At 70.9% G+C, this 14922-nt stretch carries 16 protein-coding genes; 10 read left to right on the top strand and 6 right to left on the bottom strand.

The features are described 5' to 3' along the window. Nucleotides 1-885, bottom strand: a complete 885-nt coding sequence (locus AMK34_RS22990) for a methylenetetrahydrofolate reductase (RefSeq protein WP_037343226.1) — start codon at nucleotides 883-885, stop codon at nucleotides 1-3. 137 nt (nucleotides 886-1022) lie between these two features. Here AMK34_RS22990 and merB point away from each other — a divergent pair, with 137 nt between their 5' ends. After that, nucleotides 1023-1700: an organomercurial lyase gene (merB, locus tag AMK34_RS22985; RefSeq protein ID WP_073846751.1), complete on the top strand. Its 678-nt coding sequence runs from the start codon at nucleotides 1023-1025 to the stop codon at nucleotides 1698-1700. Here merB and AMK34_RS22980 read toward each other — a convergent pair. After that, nucleotides 1697-2002: an AzlD domain-containing protein gene (locus AMK34_RS22980; protein ID WP_073846750.1), complete on the bottom strand. Its 306-nt coding sequence runs from the start codon at nucleotides 2000-2002 to the stop codon at nucleotides 1697-1699. The two genes, merB and AMK34_RS22980, sit on opposite strands and share 4 nt — an antisense overlap. Next, entirely contained in the window at nucleotides 1999-2667 is a 669-nt protein-coding gene (locus AMK34_RS22975) for an AzlC family ABC transporter permease (protein ID WP_038516394.1), read from the bottom strand. The genes AMK34_RS22980 and AMK34_RS22975 overlap by 4 nt, the downstream gene beginning before the upstream one ends. 47 nt (nucleotides 2668-2714) lie before the next feature. On the opposite strand from AMK34_RS22975, the gene AMK34_RS22970 reads away from it, so the two are divergent. The 5 genes from AMK34_RS22970 to AMK34_RS22950 all read left to right on the top strand — a co-directional run bounded on the left by AMK34_RS22970 (nucleotide 2715) and on the right by AMK34_RS22950 (nucleotide 7663). Continuing rightward, nucleotides 2715-3263, top strand: coding sequence for a CGNR zinc finger domain-containing protein (locus AMK34_RS22970; protein ID WP_073846749.1), 549 nt, complete (start codon nucleotides 2715-2717; stop codon nucleotides 3261-3263). Between the two features lie 122 nt (nucleotides 3264-3385). Continuing rightward, nucleotides 3386-4477 carry a polyprenyl synthetase family protein gene (locus AMK34_RS22965; protein WP_073846748.1) on the top strand — a complete coding sequence of 364 codons (1092 nt, stop codon included), beginning with the start codon at nucleotides 3386-3388 and terminating at the stop codon, nucleotides 4475-4477. Continuing rightward, the gene (gene crtI / locus AMK34_RS22960) at nucleotides 4477-5952 is read left to right on the top strand and encodes a phytoene desaturase family protein (protein WP_073846747.1); all 1476 of its coding nucleotides are present in this window, start codon (nucleotides 4477-4479) and stop codon (nucleotides 5950-5952) included. Before AMK34_RS22965 ends, crtI begins: the two co-directional genes overlap by 1 nt. Then, nucleotides 5949-6878, top strand: coding sequence for a phytoene/squalene synthase family protein (locus AMK34_RS22955; RefSeq protein ID WP_073846746.1), 930 nt, complete (start codon nucleotides 5949-5951; stop codon nucleotides 6876-6878). The genes crtI and AMK34_RS22955 overlap by 4 nt, the downstream gene beginning before the upstream one ends. Further along, nucleotides 6875-7663, top strand: a complete 789-nt coding sequence (locus tag AMK34_RS22950; protein WP_038516409.1) for an LLM class F420-dependent oxidoreductase — start codon at nucleotides 6875-6877, stop codon at nucleotides 7661-7663. Before AMK34_RS22955 ends, AMK34_RS22950 begins: the two co-directional genes overlap by 4 nt. Nucleotides 7664-7724: 61 nt before the next feature. Here AMK34_RS22950 and AMK34_RS22945 read toward each other — a convergent pair whose 3' ends face one another. Beyond that, nucleotides 7725-8285, bottom strand: a complete 561-nt coding sequence (locus tag AMK34_RS22945; protein ID WP_073846745.1) for a CGNR zinc finger domain-containing protein — start codon at nucleotides 8283-8285, stop codon at nucleotides 7725-7727. Nucleotides 8286-8307: 22 nt separating this feature from the next. Between AMK34_RS22945 and AMK34_RS22940 the strand changes: the two genes are divergently transcribed. After that, on the top strand, nucleotides 8308-9486 hold the full coding sequence (locus tag AMK34_RS22940) for an MFS transporter (protein ID WP_083649968.1): 1179 nt from the start codon (nucleotides 8308-8310) through the stop codon (nucleotides 9484-9486). Here AMK34_RS22940 and AMK34_RS42325 read toward each other — a convergent pair. Further along, nucleotides 9455-9823: an Rv2175c family DNA-binding protein gene (locus tag AMK34_RS42325; protein ID WP_038516415.1), complete on the bottom strand. Its 369-nt coding sequence runs from the start codon at nucleotides 9821-9823 to the stop codon at nucleotides 9455-9457. The two genes, AMK34_RS22940 and AMK34_RS42325, sit on opposite strands and share 32 nt — an antisense overlap. A 186-nt stretch (nucleotides 9824-10009) precedes the next feature. Here AMK34_RS42325 and AMK34_RS22935 point away from each other — a divergent pair, with 186 nt between their 5' ends. Both AMK34_RS22935 and AMK34_RS22930 read left to right on the top strand, forming a co-directional pair. Next, the gene (locus AMK34_RS22935; RefSeq protein WP_073846744.1) at nucleotides 10010-12067 is read left to right on the top strand and encodes a PASTA domain-containing protein; all 2058 of its coding nucleotides are present in this window, start codon (nucleotides 10010-10012) and stop codon (nucleotides 12065-12067) included. A gap of 123 nt (nucleotides 12068-12190) precedes the next feature. Continuing rightward, complete coding sequence (locus tag AMK34_RS22930) at nucleotides 12191-12955, top strand: hypothetical protein (RefSeq protein ID WP_016332681.1); 765 nt, start codon at nucleotides 12191-12193, stop codon at nucleotides 12953-12955. 106 nt (nucleotides 12956-13061) lie between these two features. Here the strand turns inward: AMK34_RS22930 and AMK34_RS22925 are convergent, their stop codons facing one another. Further along, on the bottom strand, nucleotides 13062-13895 hold the full coding sequence (locus AMK34_RS22925; RefSeq protein ID WP_073846743.1) for an NAD(P)H-binding protein: 834 nt from the start codon (nucleotides 13893-13895) through the stop codon (nucleotides 13062-13064). Between the two features lie 95 nt (nucleotides 13896-13990). Here AMK34_RS22925 and AMK34_RS22920 point away from each other — a divergent pair, with 95 nt between their 5' ends. After that, nucleotides 13991-14740 carry a TetR/AcrR family transcriptional regulator gene (locus AMK34_RS22920; RefSeq protein WP_038516423.1) on the top strand — a complete coding sequence of 250 codons (750 nt, stop codon included), beginning with the start codon at nucleotides 13991-13993 and terminating at the stop codon, nucleotides 14738-14740. Nucleotides 14741-14922: the final 182 nt, after the last annotated feature.

Here is a 14922-nt window from a genome sequence, read left to right as displayed (position 1 = left end):
TTACGCCCGCGCGGGGACGAGCCCGAGCCTGCTGACCACCTCACGCGTGGCCTTGGACCGGTTGAACGTGTAGAAGTGCAGGTCGGGGACGCCTTCGGCGATGAGCCGCTCGCCCAGCTCGGTCACCGCGTCGATACCCGCGGCGCGGAAGGCCTTCGGGTCGTCGGCCAGCGGCTCCAGCCGGTCCAGCAGCCGCCGCGGCGCGGGCGCGCCGGACAGCTTGATGGACGTGTGCAGCGTCCGCGGCGTGGTCAGCGGCATGATGCCGGGGATGACCAGCGCTTCGCAGCCGGTGGCCGCCACCCGGTCACGCAGGCGGAGGAAGTCCTCCGGTTCGAAGAACAGCTGCGCGATCGCGAAATCCGCGCCCGCGCGCAGCTTGCGCACGAGGTATTCGGTGTCGGCTTCGAGGTTGGCCGAGCGAGGGTGGCCGTACGGGAAGGCCGAGACTCCGACGCAGAAGTCGCCGAGAGAACGCACCAGTTCGACGAGTTCCTCGGCGTAGTTCAGCCCGTCCGGATGCGGGACCCAGTCGCCGTAGACGTCGCCCGGCGGGTCGCCCCGCAACGCGAGGATGTTCCGCACGCCGACGGCGGCGTACCAGCCGATGACGTTGCGCAGTTCCGCGACCGAGTGGTTCACGGCGGTGAGGTGCGCCATCGGCACCAGCGTGGTTTCGGTCGCGACGCGGGCGATGCTGCGGATCGTGCCGTCCCGGCTGGAGCCGCCCGCGCCGTAGGTGATCGACATGTAAGCCGGGTCCAGCGGCTCGAGTTCCCGGATCGACTTCCATAGAACGGCCTCGTCGGCCGCGTCCCGGGGCGGGAAGAACTCGATGGAGAACACGGGTCCATCACCCTGCAACCGCTCGACCACCGACGTCATACGGCCCATGTTAAGGGGGAATGTCCGCTGGCTGGGAGCCCCCTCTCAGGCTATGGACGGGCGACTTCGGCCACGTACGAGCGGTTGCCGACGGGGGCCGACCTGGGGAGACTCGGAGACGAGCACAGGGAGCCGCCATGAGCGCCGAAACCGACACCAGCTGGGACGAGGACGTCCGCGTGGCGGTCTACCGCGCGTTCGCCGAGCACGGGAGGCCGCCGACGGCCCCGGAACTGGCCGACGCCGCCCACGGATCGCTCGCGGTGGCGAAACAGGCACTGCACCGGCTCGCGGAGCGGCGGCATCTCGTCCTCGACGAATGCGAGCACGTCGTGCTGGCGCATCCGTTCGCGGCGATCCCGCTCGGGTTCTCCGTGATGGGCGAGCGCACGTTGTGGTGGGGTGGCTGCGCGTGGGACGCGTTCGCGATCCCGCATCTGGTCAAGGGCGAGCCCGAGGTGCTGGTGTCCACCCGTTGCCGCGGCTGCGGCGAACCCCAGGCGCTGATGGTGAACGACCGGACCCCGCCGAAGGGTGGTCTGGTCGCGCATTTCCTGGTCCCGGTGGCGCGGATGTGGGACGACGTCGTGCACACCTGTGCCAACCAGCGCCTGTTCTGCGGTGAGTCCTGTGTGGACGAATGGCTGGCGGAAACGGGGCAGGACAAGGGTTACGTCATGGATCTGGCGACGCTGTGGCGGCTCGCGGCCGGCTGGTACGACGGCAGGCTCGACCACGGCTACACCCGCCGGGACCCGGCCGCGGCGGCCGCCTACTTCGAGCAGGCCGGGCTGAGCGGACCGTTCTGGCACTAGACGAGGAACCGCAGCACCGCTGTGACGACCACGCCGCAGAGGATCGCGGCGAGCACCGGCACGCGCAGCACGTACGTCACCGCGATCGCGGCCAGACCGGCGCAAAGCGTCCAGTCGAGCCCGGACCAGGCCGGGCCGGCCACGTCCGTAAGCACGAGCCCGGCCAGCAGCGCGGGCGCGAGCAACGCGATCACCCCCGCGAGCCGCGGCGGCAGCGTCCGGTCGCCGAGCAGGACCGGTCCCGCCGCCTTGAACCCGATGCTGACCAGCGCCACCAGGACGATCGTGAGCCAGAGCGTCATCGCCGCACCCCCAGCCCGACCAGCGCGGCGGCCGAAGCGCCGATCAGCGCGAGCCCGACCGGGACGAACAGCACCAGGATCCCGGCAAGGCAGGCGGCGAGCGCCGCGGTCAGCACCGCCTGCCGTGACCGGCGCAGTTCGTCGATGAGCAGGACCAGGAAGAAGCCGGGGAACACGACGTCGAGCCCGAACCGGGAGACGACGTCCGGCGGCGGCGCGGCCAGCACCCCGAGCACCGTCCCCAGCACCCACGCGGGCAGTTGGACGAGCGTGCAGCCGATGAGTTTCTCGCGGTCGAAGCGTCCTTCGCCGAGGTGGGCGGCGACCCATGAACCGTCGACGACGGCTTGGCCTTCCCACGCGCGGCGCAGGCGTCCGCCACGCAGATCGGCGGCGACGGCGGCGCCCATCGGCAGGAACCGCGCGTTGATCAGGGCGGCCGCGCCGACCGCGACCGCGAGGTTGCCGCCGCCCGCGAGCGCGGTGGCCATCGCGAACTGGGCCGAGCCGGAGAACACCACGATCGAGGCGACGATGGGGGCGGCGATCCCCCAGCCGAGGGTCTGGCTGTACGCGCCGAAGGTGACACCGAGGACGAAGGTCGCGACACCCAGTCCGAGCCCGACACGGGCGCCGGCCAGGTAGTTCCGCCGGAGTGTCGTCATACCTCGACCCTAACAAGCTAAACTAGTTTTGACCATTAGGAGGATTCGTGGACGGCCACTGGGACGGGTACGACAGCATCGGCGGGAGCGTGCCGTTGGACCTGGTCAACACCGTTTCCTGGCGGCACGATCCGGCCCGGCGGGAAGACCGGCTTTCGGCGCCGGAACGGCTGTCCGAGTGGGTCGTCCTGGTCGGCGCGGGCACCGGACGGCTGGAGATCTCCCAAGCCGTCCTGGAGGCGGTGAAGGGCTTCCGCGAAACGCTGTATCGCGTGCTGGTGTCGGATTCACCGGACGCCACTCCGCTGCGGAAGCCACTGCTCGCGGCGTACCGGCACGCCGAACTCACGCCGTCCCTGCCGCTGCGGTGGCAAGTGCCGTTGGTGGACGACACCGCGTTGCCGCACTTCCTCGCGCTGGCGGCCGAGGACCTGCTCCGGTCCGGGGAACTGGAACGGATCCGGGAGTGCGAGGGCCCCGGCTGTGGCTGGATCTTCACCGACCACACGCGCAACCGGTCGCGGCGCTGGTGCAGTTCGTCGGACTGCGGGAACCGGGCGCGGGCGAAGCGGCACTACGACAAGACCCGCGTTTAGTCCTCTGAATGCGGTCCTTGCGCGGGCAACTACCGCATTCAGAGGACGGAATGCGGCGAGTTCCGCCACATTCGAAGGCACCCGACTGGGTCACGACGACGTCCTTCCCGGAGGATGTGCTCATGGACACGTCCGCCTACGACGCCGATCTGCCCGCCCACGTCGAGCGGGCGCTGGCCGGATTCCTCGAGCGCGCCGGTGCCGAAATCCGCCGCACCGAGCCGACGGTCGGGGCCGGGATCGACGCGCTGGCCGGATTCGTGCTGGGCGGCGGCAAACGCCTGCGCCCGACGTTCGCCTGGTGGGGCTGGCGCGGCGCGGGCGGCGACCCGAGCGGGCCGGACGTCGAAGGTGTCCTGCAGGCGGTGGCGAGCCTGGAGCTGATCCAGGCGTGCGCGCTGATCCACGACGACCTCATCGACTCCTCCGATTCGCGCCGCGGTTCGCCGACGGTGCACATCGCGGGCGCCAAACTGCACGCCGACAGCGGCTGGCTGGGTTCGCCGAGCACGTTCGGGCTCGCGACCGCCGTCCTGGTCGGCGACCTCGCGCTGGCCTGGGCCGACGACATGTTCGGCGAGGCCCCGCTCCCGCCCGCGGCCCTCGCGGCGGCGCGGCCGGCGTGGCGCGCGATGCGCACCGAGGTGCTCGCCGGGCAGTACCTCGACGTCCGCACCCAGGCCACCGGCGACGCCTCCCCCGAGGCGGCGCTGCACATCTGCAAGCTCAAGACGGCCGCGTACACCGTCCAGCGCCCGCTGCACCTCGGTGCCGCGCTCGGCGGCGCCGACGACGCCCTGATCGCGACGCTGCGCGAGTTCGGCGACGAGGTCGGCGTGGCGTTCCAGCTGCGGGACGACCTGCTCGGCGTGTTCGGCGACCCGTCGGTCACCGGCAAACCCGCGGGCGACGACCTGCGTGAGGGCAAGCGGACGCTGCTGGTCGCGCTGGGTCTCCAGCGGGCGGCCGAACAGGGCAAGGACGCGGCTGCGAAGGTCATCTCCGACGCCATCGGCGACGCACACCTGTCCGAAGACGCCGTCGAGACCGTGCGCGAAGCACTGCAGGACGTCGGCGCCGTCGACGCGGTGGAACGCCGTATCGACGAGCTCACCGACTCCGCGATGGCCGCGCTGGACCGCGCCCACCTGGCCGAACCCGCTCCCGCCGCGCTGACCGGGCTGGTCGTCAAGGCGACCCAGCGGACCTACTGATGCGCACGGTCACCGGTCCGAGTGACCACGTGGTGGTGATCGGTGGCGGGCTCGCCGGGCTGTCGGCGACGCTGCACCTGCTCGGCGCCGGACGCCGGGTGACCCTGCTGGAGCAGGACAAGACTCCCGGCGGCCGGGCCGGACAGGCGGATTTCGGCGGCAACACCGTCGACACCGGCGCCAGCGTGCTGACCATGCCGGAACTGCTCGACGAAGCCTTCTCCGCCGTCGGCGAATCCCTGGCGGACAACCTCACGCTGACTCGGCTCGACCCCGCGTATCGCGCGCGGTTCGCCGACGGGAGCACGATCGCCGTGCACACCGAGGCGGCGGCGATGGAGGCCGAGATCCGCGAGGCCGCCGGTCCGGCCGAGGCCGAGGGCTACCGGCGGCTGCGCCGCTGGCTGACCGAGCTGTACGCGGTGCAGAAGGACCACTTCATCGGCGCGAACTTCGATTCGCCGTTCGATCTCGTGCGTCCGGAGCTGGCGAAGCTGGCCGCGCTGGGCGGTTTCGGACGGCTCGGCCCGAAGATCGGCGGGTTCCTGCGCGACGACCGGGTGCGCCGGCTGTTCTCCTTCCAGGCGCTCTACGCGGGGCTCGATCCGGCGCGCGCGATCGGCGCGTACGGCGTCATCTCCTACATGGACACCGTCGGCGGGGTCTACTACCCGTCGGGCGGGATGGGCGAGATCGCGCGGGCGATGGCGAACGCGGCCGAACGCGCCGGCGCGGAGCTGCGTTTCGGCACCGAAGCCGCTTGGCTGGAAAGGGTTTCCTCGCGGGTGCGCGCGGTACGGACCCGCACGGGTGAGCGGATCCCTTGCGACACGGTGGTTCTCGCGACCGAACTCGGCACCGCGTACCGGCTGCTCGGTGCCCGCCCCCGGCGTCCGCTGCCGCTGCGGTACTCGCCGTCGGCCGTCGTGCTGCACGGGCACGCGCCGAAAACGTGGCCGGATCTGGGCCACCACACCATTTTCTTCGGCCACGCCTGGGAGAAGACGTTCTCGGAGATCATCCGCGAAGGCAAGCTGATGAGCGATCCTTCGCTGCTGGTGACCCGGCCGACGGCGACCGAACCGGCCCTCGCGCCCGGCGGCGACCAGGTGATCTCGGTACTGGCCCCGGCGCCGAACCTCGTCCGCGGCAAGATCGACTGGGGCCGGGTCGGGCCCGCGTATCGCGCGGAACTCCTGCGCACGCTGGAAAAACGCGGCCTCACCGGCTTCTCGGACGACTTCTCCGTCGACGAGATGATCACCCCGGCGGGCTGGGCGGAACGCGGGCTCACCGCGGGCACGCCGTTCTCGCTCGCGCACACGTTCGCGCAGACCGGCCCGTTCCGGCCGGGGAACCTGATGCGGGCGGTGGACAACGTCGTGCTGGCCGGCTGCGGGACCACGCCGGGCGTCGGCATCCCGCCGGTGGTGATCTCCGGCAGGCTCGCGGCGGGAAGGGTCACCGGCCGATGAGCGAACTCGACGCCGCGGGCATCACCGAACCGGCGTTGCGGGCCGCGTACACCGAATGCCGCCGCATCAACGCGCACTACGGCCGCACCTTCTTCCTCGCGACCCGGCTGCTGCCGCCGCGGACGCGGCCGTTCGCGCACGCGCTGTACGGCTTCGCACGCATGGCGGACGAGGTGGTCGACAATCCCGCGCCCGGCACCGATCCGGCGGTCGCGCTGGACGAGGTCGCCACCCTGGTCGCGCGGGTCTTCGACGGTGACACGCCCGCCGATCCGGTGCTGACGGCGCTCGCCGACACCGTGCGGCGCCACGACCTCGACCGCGACCTGTTCGACGCGTTCCTGCGGTCCATGGCGATGGACCTCAAGATCACCGAATACGCGACCTACGCCGACCTCCGGGAGTACATCCACGGTTCGGCCGAGGTGATCGGCCTGCAGATGCTGCCGATCTTCGGCACCGTCGTCCCGGTCGAGGAAGCCGTACCCGGCGCCGCCGCGCTGGGCGAGGCGTTCCAGCTGACCAATTTCCTGCGCGACGTCGGCGAGGACCTGGACCGGGGGCGGCTGTACCTGCCGACCGAGGAACTGGCCGCGTTCGGCGTCGACCGCGAGCTGCTCGAATTCTCCCGCGCCCGCGGCCTGCCCGACCGGCGGGTGCGGCGCGCGCTCGCCGTCGCGGTGGCACGCAACCGGGCCGTGTACCGCCGCGCCGAAGCGGGCATCCCGTTGCTGCGCGAGGAATCCCGTGACTGCGTGCGGACCGCGCTCGTGCTCTACGAAGGCATCCTCGACGAGATCGTGGCCCTCGGGTACGACGTGTTGAACACGCGCGCGGTCGTCCCCCACCGCCGCCGTCTGGGTGTCGCGCTGCCGAGACTGCTGGCGAGCACGTGGAGCAACTCCAGGCTTAGGCTGCGATCATGACCTCTGCTTCGAACAGGAAGATCCGGATCGGCGTCCAGCTTCAGCCCCAGCACGCCGAGTACAAGGCGATCCGACGGGCGGCTTCGGAGGCCGAAGACCTCGGTGTGGACATCGTCTTCAACTGGGACCACTTCTACCCGCTCTACGGCGAGCCCGAAGGGCTGCACTACGAGTGCTGGACGATGCTGGGCGCTTGGGCGGAGTCGACGTCGCGGGTCGAGATCGGCGCGCTGGTGACGTGCAACAGCTACCGCAACCCCGAACTGCTCGCCGACATGGCCCGCACCGTCGACCACATCTCCGACGGACGGCTGATCCTCGGCATCGGCTCCGGCTGGTTCGAGAAGGACTACGACGAGTACGGCTACGAGTTCGGCACCGCGGGCGGGCGGCTCGACGACCTGGCCGAGGCGCTCCCGCGCATCGAGAGCCGGTTCGGCAAGCTGAACCCGGCGCCGACCCGCAAGATCCCGGTGCTGATCGGCGGTGGCGGCGAGAAGAAGACGCTGCGCCTGGTCGCGAAGCACGCCGACATCTGGCACGGCTTCGGCGACCCGGAGGTGGTGGAGCGCAAGGTCAAGATCCTCGACCAGCACTGCGCCGACGTCGGGCGCGACCCGAAGGAGATCGAGCGTTCGGTCGCCGTCGACGGTGAGCCCGAGGAACTCGGCCCGAAGCTGCTGGACCTGGGTGTCTCGCTGTTCACCGTGGCGACCGGCGGACCCGACTACAACCTCGACAAGCTGCGGTCCTGGATCGAGTGGCGGGACAAGCAGCAGTCCTGACCCGCTCCTTCACGCGCCATGAAAGGTCCTTTCCTTGCAAATTTTGCAAGGAAAGGACCTTTCATGGCGTCCGGGACCGATCGCGCCGGTGAGCCGCCACCCGCTCCCGGGTAGCGCACCGCGTCGAGCAGTACCGCCGCGGGCTCCCACCGCCCAAGTGCGCGAACGGCTTCCCGCAGCCCGAAGCGGCACACAGCCCACCCGGCGGCGCCTGACGGTCCGACAGCAGCACGGCCAGCGCCAGCGCGGACGACGTCACCAGCCACGCGCCCCACGGCCCGTCGTCGTCGGCGTCCACGTGGAGATGCCAGCCGAACCCGTCCGCGTGATCGGTCAGCCGCGGCGGATGCGCGTAGCGGGCCAGCAGCCGGTTGAGCACGCCGGCCGCCCCCGCGGCATCCCGCGCCGCGAACACCTCCCGCAGTTCCACGGCCGCCTCGCGCAACGACGCGACGTCCGGCGGAGTCAACTCGACCGACGTTTCGCCGTGCGCTTCCAAGACGGAACGAACCGCGGAAGCCGACGGATCCGGCGCCAGCAGCACGACCATCAGATCCACCGCGCGCTGTGCCGCCGCCCGCGCCGACCGGCCGGGCAGGAAATCCCGCTGCGCTGAAGTCATATCCCACTGTAACGTCTCAGTCATGAGAAGCCGTTACAGGCTCGCCGTCTACCTGACCGGCGCGACGGTCGCCAGGACCGGCGACGAGCTGTCCGGGCCTGCGTTGCTCCTGCTGGGTCTCAGCGTCGACGGCTCGGCCGCGACCGGGTCCGCGCTGCTCGCGGGCCTGACGATCTCCGCGGCGGCGGGCGGGCCGCTGCTCGGCGCCCTGCTCGACCGCAGCCCGCGACCGGGACGGCTGCTGGCGTGGGCGCTGCTCGCGTACGCGGGCGGGCTCGGCGCGGTGCTCGCGCTGGTCGAGCTCCCCGCGGCGATCGTGGTGGCCATCGCGGCGGGGCTGCTCAATCCCGCGTTGGCGGGCGGCTGGACGGCGCAGCTGCCGCAGGTCCGCGGCGGGACACCGCTGGAGCGGGCGAGCACGCTGGACGCGATGACGTTCACCGCCGCGAGCCTCGCCGGACCGGGACTCGCCGGGCTCGTCGCCGCGTACGCCGGCGCCCCGGCCGCGGTGGCGCTCGCGATCACGCTGGTCGCGGCCGCCTTCCCCGCCGCATGGTCGCTGCCCGCCACCGAGGCGAAGCCCACGAGACCGATCCGCCGTCAGCTCGCCGACGGGTTCGCGGTCCTCTTCCGCAACCGCGCGCTGCTGCGGGCCACCGCGACGTCCACCGTGTCCTTCGTCGGCATCGGGATCGCCGTGGTCTGCTATCCGCTGCTCGGCGCCCAGCGACTGGGGAATCCGGGGTTCGGCGCGCTCCTGCTCACCGTGCTGGCCGCCGCGTCACTGGTCGCGAACGCCGTACTGGCCCGCAAGCCACCGCCGCCGGATCGCACCGTGTTCGCCAGCACCGTCCTGCTGGGCTCGAGCTTCCTGCTCGCGGCGGCAGGTCACGACGTGGTGCTCCTGCTGGTCGCCGCCGTACTCGCCGGTTTCGCGGAAGGACCCCAGCTTTCGGCGCTGTTCGCCATCCGGCATCGCGAGGCGCCCGCGGCGGTGCGAGCTCAGGTTTTCACGACGGCGGCGAGCGTGAAGATCACCGGACTCGCGGTCGGAGCCGCGGTCGCTGGACCGTTGAGCGCACTCTCCGTAACCGCCGCGCTGGGTGCCGCGGCGGGATTCCAGCTTCTCGCGGCTGCGACGTATGTACTGGTCGGAACGTCCGGGCGGACTAGAACGCCATCGCCTGCGCGCGCCGCTTGACCTCGGTGCCGTGGCTGGTGCGGAGCGCGTTGACCGGCGTGGTCCCGGGCAGGGTCTCGTCCTCGGCGAAGAGCCAGCGCAGCATCTCCGTCCGGCTGAACCCGGAGTCCGCGAGCACGGTGATGGTGCCCGCCAGCCCCTTGACCACGCCGTCCTTCACCAGGAACGCGACCGGAACGTACAACTCACCCTTGCGCCGGACGGCGATCAGGTGGCCATCGCGCAGCATCTGGCGGACCTTGTTGGCCGAAACGCCCAAGGCGGTCGCGACCTCCGGAAGCGGGAGAACGGCCACATCGGCATCGAGAACGTCGTCGGCGACGGGAATACCACTCACAGGTGACACTGTGCCACATTCCGTCTCCCCCTCCGTTAGTGCGCATGGGTGACGGCCGCGAGCTGTGACGGACAGTGCCCGCATGGTCACGGATACCGCCGATTCGACGAAATGTCGAGAATCGTGATCCCCGGCGACCCAGGTCCCGTACACCAGAACATGGGTACTTCCGTACGATCCATAGCCGTGACACGCACGGACCCCACGCTGGTGGGCACTCTGCTCGAGGGCCGCTACCGGGTGGACAAGCTGCTCGCACGCGGTGGGATGTCGTCGGTGTACCGCGGCGTCGACACCCGCCTGGACCGCCAGGTCGCCATCAAGATCATGGACCCGCGGTTCGCCGACGACAGGTCCTTCGTCGAACGCTTCGAGCGGGAAGCCCGTTCGGCGGCCCGGCTGCACCACCCGCACGTGGTGGCGGTGCACGACCAGGGCTTCGACACCCCCGGCGGCGAGGAGTCCGGCCGCGCGTTCCTGGTCATGGAGCTCGTCGACGGCGGCACCCTGCGCGAACTGCTCGCCGAACGCGGTCCGCTGGACGTCGCGCTCGCGCTGAGCATCACCGAACCGGTCCTCTCCGCGCTGGCCGCCGCGCACGCCGCCGGCCTGGTGCATCGCGACGTCAAACCGGAGAACGTCCTCATCGGCCGCGGGGGGACCGCGCTGTCGGGCGGCGTGGTCAAGGTGGGCGACTTCGGGCTGGTCCGCGCGGTCGCGAGCGCGGGCACCACGAGTTCGAGCGTCATCCTCGGCACCGTCGCCTACGTCTCGCCCGAGCAGGTCGCGACCGGCGCGACCACCTCGCGCGGCGACGTCTACTCGGCCGGGATCCTGCTCTACGAAATGCTCACCGGACGCCCGCCGTACACCGGCGACACCGCGCTCTCGGTGGCGTACCGGCACGTCAACGACGACGTCCCGCGCCCGAGCGAGCTGCGGCCGGGTATCCCGCCGCAGCTGGACGAGCTGATCCTGCGCGCCACTCGCCGCGACCCCGAGCAGCGGCCCGCCGACGCCGCGGCGTTCCTCGCCGAGCTGAACCATCTGCGCACCGTCCTCGGCGTCCCGGCGGTCCCGGTGCCCGTCCCGCTGCCCGCCGACGCCGACCGCGAGACCGACGCCGAGCGCACCACCCCCGGTATCCCCGCCATCCCGGCGGTGGCTCCGGCCGCGGCCGCGACGACCGTGCTGCCCCCGGTCGCCGAGGCGACCCTTCCTGTCACCGGGCCGCGCGGAACGCAGGCGCTGCATCGCGAGCCGCAGATCCCGGCCGCGCAGCCGCCCCGCACGCCTCCCCCGCGGCCCAAACCGGCCGCGGACGACGAACAGCCGGGGTCGCGCAAGCGGCTCTACCTGATGATCGCGGCCGCGGTACTGGTGCTCGGCGGCCTGATCGGCGCGTTCGCCTTCATCCTCAACGACTCCGGCCCGACGTCGTCGTCGGTGCCGAAGCTGACCGGGATGAACCAGGCCGCCGCCGGTGACGCGCTCCGGTCGGCGAAGCTGACCCCGGCCTACACCGAGGAGTACAGCGACACCGCCGCCCAGCACACGGTGATCCGCTCCGACCCCGCGGAGGGCACGTCGCTCGCGCCGGGCGCCACGGTCAACGTCGTGCTGTCGAAGGGCCGTCCGATCGTGCCGGACATCCAGGCCGGGACGAGCCAGCAGGACGCGGAGACGGCGATCAAGGCCGCGCAGCTGACGCCGGTCCAGGGCGAGCAGGAGTACAGCGACGTCGCCAAGAACAAGGTGGTCCGCGTCGACCCGGGCCCCGGTTCGCAGCTGAACATCGGCGGGCAGGTCACGATCATCCTGTCCAAGGGCCCCGAGCCGCTGCCGCCGGTCCCGGACGTCACGGGCCAGAGCAAGGACGCCGCGTTCCAGATCCTGCAGCAGGCGGGCTTCCAGCCGTTCCAGGCCGGCGAGGAGTTCTCCGACCAGTTCGCCGCCGGTCAGGTGATCCGCACCGACCCGAAGGGCGGCGGCAAGGCGAGCAACCGCCGGATCGGCGTGTTCGTTTCGAATGCCGTCGAAGTACCGAACGTGACCTTCAAGCGGATGGAGGAGGCGATCCAGATCCTGAAACAGGCGGGTCTGGAGCCGGACCGTCAGGGTCGCGGAAACGGGAACGGTCACGGCGGCGGAAACGGTGGTTTCGACTTCGTCCTGGAGCAGGATCCGCAGCCGGGCACCAAGGTGCCGAAGGGCACGAAGGTGAAGATCAAGGGCTTCGGGTGACGCGAAAGGTGCTTTGAAACCGTTCAGTACCGGCATGGTCATCGGCTACCGTGAGCGCATGGTGGTAGTCGGCGGCGTGAACGGCAGGTCGGACAGCTTCACCCCGCGTTCCGCCGCGCCACGATGAGCTTCTTCACGGACGGTCCGCGCAGCCGCCCCCTGTTCCCGGTGCCGGAACAGGAACTGTTCGGCTACAACGGCCGCCCCTGGGTGGAGACGCCGCACGAGTACATCGTCCCGGCGATCCTGCCCTGGTCGATGCCGCTGGGCCGCGCCGAACGGACCATCGTGGCGCTGCGTGGCATCGAGGTGTGGCCGGAGTCGGTGTCCTTCCAGCTGTCGGTGTACTCGCGGGATCTCCTGCTCGACGAACCCGGCGAAGGCCTGATCGACCACCGCCGGGTCCCGGACTACAACGCGCTGCTGGTCGGGGTGCTGTTCCCCGACGGCAGGCGGGCCAGTTCGGAGACCATCTCCGTGCCGTCGGCCACCAAACCGGATCAGCCGGTGCTGCGCGCGCAGGGGCTGGGCGGTTCGGCGTTCCACGTCGACCACGAGATCTTCCTGTGGCCGCTGCCGCCCGACGGGCCGCTGGAGTTCATCGTCCAGTGGCTCGACCGCGACATCGAGGAGTCGCGCACCTCGCTCGACGGCACCGCCATCCGCGACGCGGCCAAGGAGGCGGGCGAGATCTGGCCCGGCCTGCCCGCCCGGAAGTCGCACGGGCTGCCCGTCCGCCGGGTCGGGGCCCAGGCGATGATCACCCCGGCCTGGCCGCGCGAATCGCAGGCCCCGCCCCCGCTGCCCCAGCCATCGTCCCCGCCCCCCGCTTCGGACCAGCCGCGGGGCGCCCCACTGCCGACCCGCCTCCCCCGCCGGGCCCGCTGAGGGGCCGGCAACCCGTATCTCGCGTGTTCCTGGCCGGATCTCGCGTGATCGAAGCCGGAACGTCTCCAATCACGCGAGATACGGCTTCAATCACGCGAGTGACGGCTCAGCGGAACGCTTCGACGTTCGCCACCGCCCACTCCGCGTAGGTGACGCCGGGCCGCCCGGTGAGTTCCTGGACGACGCCGGTCGGCTTGTCGGGGTTCTCGGTGAAGTACGCGAAGCCGTCGAGCAGCCACTCGGCGATCTCGGCCGGGACCCCGGCGGCGGCCCACTGCTTGTTCGCTTCTTCCCTGGTGAGTTCCTGGAAGACCACCTCTTCGCCGAGCGCGGCCGAGATGGCGGCGACCTGTTCGCGCTGGCTGATCGCCGTCGGCCCGCTCAGCGTGTGCTTCTTGCCGACGTGCCCCTCGGTGAGGATGACGTGCGCCGCGACGGCGGCGATGTCCGCGAGGTCGATCGGCGTCATCCGCGACTCGGGGTAGGCCTCGCGGACCATCCGCTCGGCCTTGATCGTCTCCGCCCAGCCGAGGGTGTTGTTCATGAACGCGCCCGGCCGCAGGAACGTCCAGTCGAACTCCGCCTCCCGGACGGCCTTCTCGATGATCGCGTAGTCCACCCCGCTCGAGTTGTCCGCCGGGTCGTCGGCGTTGCTGCCCGACAACGCCACCACGCGGCGCACCCCGGCCTCCTTCGCCAGCTTCACGAAGTCGTCCACCTTCGCCGCGAGCGGCGCCAGGTACACGGTCTCGATACCTTCGAGGGCTTCCGGCAGCGTCTCCGGTTTGCCCAGGTAGCCCTTGGCGACCTCCACCTGCTCGGGCAGCGCCGCCTTCGCCGGGTTGACGGTCAGCGCCCGCACCGGCGCCCCGGCCTCCACCAGTTCGTCGACGAGCAGCCTGCCGACGCTTCCGGTCGCACCGGTCACCAGGATCGTCACGATTCCCCACTCCTTTTCGTACGCCCTACGGGATCAGATTAACCGTACCCCATACGAGAATGTAGAATCCAGCTTCACGGCCGAGTGGAGTGTGGATGGACTTCGAGCGCAGCCTCGATCTGTTGTGGCGTGACCGCGGCGAAGCCCGGCAGCCGACCAGGGGACGAAAACCCAAACTGACCCTCGACCAGGTGATCGCCACCGCCGTCGCGCTCGCCGACCGGGCGGGCGAGGCGACCGTGTCGATGAGCCAGATCGCCAAGGAACTCGGCGCCGGCACGATGACGCTCTACACCTACGTCCCCGGCAAGACGGAACTGCTCGATCTCATGGTCGATTCCGTGCTCGCCGAACGGAACCTCCCCGGCCCCGGCGATCCGCGGCCGGACGGCTGGCGCGAGCAGGTGCGGCTCTACGCCGAGCGCACGCTGGCGGTGTTCCGGGCACACCCGTGGCTGCGTTCGACGTCCATGGTGCGGCCGGTGCTCGGGCCCGGGCTGATGGCGGGCCAGGAGTACGTGATCGCGGCGGTGTCGGACATCGGGCTGGAGCCGCGCAAGGCGGCCGCGGCCGCGAACAGCATCGAGATCTATGTGCAGGCGAACGCGACGCTTTTCGCCGAGACGGCGCAGGTCGAGCAGGAGACCGGGGAGTCGACGGACGCCTGGTGGGGGCAGCGGTCGGTGTTCTGGGAGAAGTACTTCGACGTGACGCGGCATCCGGCGATGACACGGATCTGGGAGAGCGGCGGCTACGACGCGGACACCTGCGAAGCCGCCGACGAGACCTTCGCGTTCGGCCTGGAACGCATGCTGGACGGCATCGAAGCCCTCGTCACCCGCTGAGCACTACCGCATTTCGTCCTCTGGATGCGGTAGTCGGCGATACGAACTACCGCATCCAGAGGACGAATTGCAGGCTCGAGTGTTCGTGCCCGATTCAGGTGTTTCCCGCTGGGGTCGTGAGTGGTAAGTAGCGTTCTAACGCTATTTACCACTCACGACCCCCATCGAGAACGCCCGCCACC

The organism is Amycolatopsis sp. CB00013 (assembly GCF_001905755.1).
In the GTDB taxonomy this organism is placed as follows: Bacteria; Actinomycetota; Actinomycetes; order Mycobacteriales; family Pseudonocardiaceae; genus Amycolatopsis; species Amycolatopsis japonica.
This window is presented reverse-complemented; position numbering and strand designations above follow the sequence as displayed.

Excerpts from the sequence above, each read along its gene's own strand:
- AMK34_RS22950 (WP_038516409.1), top strand. The coding sequence starts at position 6,875 with ATGACCTCTGCTTCGAACAGGAAGATCCGGATCGGCGTCCAGCTTCAG.
- AMK34_RS22975 (WP_038516394.1), bottom strand. The coding sequence starts at position 2,667 with ATGACGACACTCCGGCGGAACTACCTGGCCGGCGCCCGTGTCGGGCTC.
- AMK34_RS22920 (WP_038516423.1), top strand. The coding sequence starts at position 13,991 with ATGGACTTCGAGCGCAGCCTCGATCTGTTGTGGCGTGACCGCGGCGAA.
- AMK34_RS22930 (WP_016332681.1), top strand. The coding sequence starts at position 12,191 with ATGAGCTTCTTCACGGACGGTCCGCGCAGCCGCCCCCTGTTCCCGGTG.
- AMK34_RS22990 (WP_037343226.1), bottom strand. The coding sequence starts at position 885 with ATGACGTCGGTGGTCGAGCGGTTGCAGGGTGATGGACCCGTGTTCTCC.
- crtI (WP_073846747.1), top strand. The coding sequence starts at position 4,477 with ATGCGCACGGTCACCGGTCCGAGTGACCACGTGGTGGTGATCGGTGGC.
- AMK34_RS22940 (WP_083649968.1), top strand. The coding sequence starts at position 8,308 with ATGAGAAGCCGTTACAGGCTCGCCGTCTACCTGACCGGCGCGACGGTC.
- AMK34_RS22980 (WP_073846750.1), bottom strand. The coding sequence starts at position 2,002 with ATGACGCTCTGGCTCACGATCGTCCTGGTGGCGCTGGTCAGCATCGGG.
- AMK34_RS22955 (WP_073846746.1), top strand. The coding sequence starts at position 5,949 with ATGAGCGAACTCGACGCCGCGGGCATCACCGAACCGGCGTTGCGGGCC.
- AMK34_RS22945 (WP_073846745.1), bottom strand. The coding sequence starts at position 8,285 with ATGACTTCAGCGCAGCGGGATTTCCTGCCCGGCCGGTCGGCGCGGGCG.
- AMK34_RS22965 (WP_073846748.1), top strand. The coding sequence starts at position 3,386 with ATGGACACGTCCGCCTACGACGCCGATCTGCCCGCCCACGTCGAGCGG.
- merB (WP_073846751.1), top strand. The coding sequence starts at position 1,023 with ATGAGCGCCGAAACCGACACCAGCTGGGACGAGGACGTCCGCGTGGCG.